This window comes from Pseudomonas sp. EL_65y_Pfl1_R83 (assembly GCF_963970695.1).
Classification (GTDB): Bacteria; Pseudomonadota; Gammaproteobacteria; order Pseudomonadales; family Pseudomonadaceae; genus Aquipseudomonas; species Aquipseudomonas tritici.
In genome coordinates, this window is record NZ_CAXAQI010000146.1 from 1 (window position 1) to 594 (window position 594).

Annotated in this window: 1 protein-coding gene; it reads left to right on the forward strand. The window is 66.2% G+C overall.

Annotated features, from left to right (window positions below; translation table 11 throughout):
• Positions 1–146: 146 nt before the first annotated feature.
• Positions 147–594: POTRA domain-containing protein (locus tag AACY08_RS28105; RefSeq protein ID WP_339472366.1), on the forward strand; the 448-nt coding region annotated here is incomplete at its 3' end.

The following is a 594-nucleotide window of genomic DNA, read 5'->3' on the forward strand; positions in this document are numbered from 1 at the left end:
GTGCGTTTGCGTCTACCAGTCCGCGCGACCAGAGTTCTGGCGGCGATGACCCGCTTTTGCGGATGTCCTGCTGAGTAGGTCGCTTGAGTTCGCGGTCGTCGATGTATGGCCGTCTGGCGTCGTGTATTCTGACATTGGCACCGCTGATGACCGCTGCAGACATGGCTGTGGCCAAGGAAGATCCGACCATGGCACCGGCACAGGCCGGCCCGACGGATGGTGACCCGGGGCGGCCCCGAGAGAGCGGCGATGCCGCCAAACGGCGAGGCGGCGACGAGACGAAAGCGTCCGGCCCGCGAGGCGCTGGTGGCTCGCCGCCCGCCGCTGAGGGCAAGCCGGACGAAAAAACGGCGGGCCGTAAGCCGGCCGAGAAGCCGCAGCGCTTCGACATCTCCGAGTACCGCATCGAGGGTGCCGATCTGCTGCCGCAGATCGAGGTCGAGGAAGCGGTCTATCCGTTTCTCGGCCCGTCGCGGACTGCCGAGGATGTCGAGAAGGCACGCGGCGCACTGGAGAAGGCCTATACGCCCAAGGGCTACCAGACCGTGACGGTGTCGGTTCCGCAGCAGAATCCCGACAACGGGTTTGTGGTGC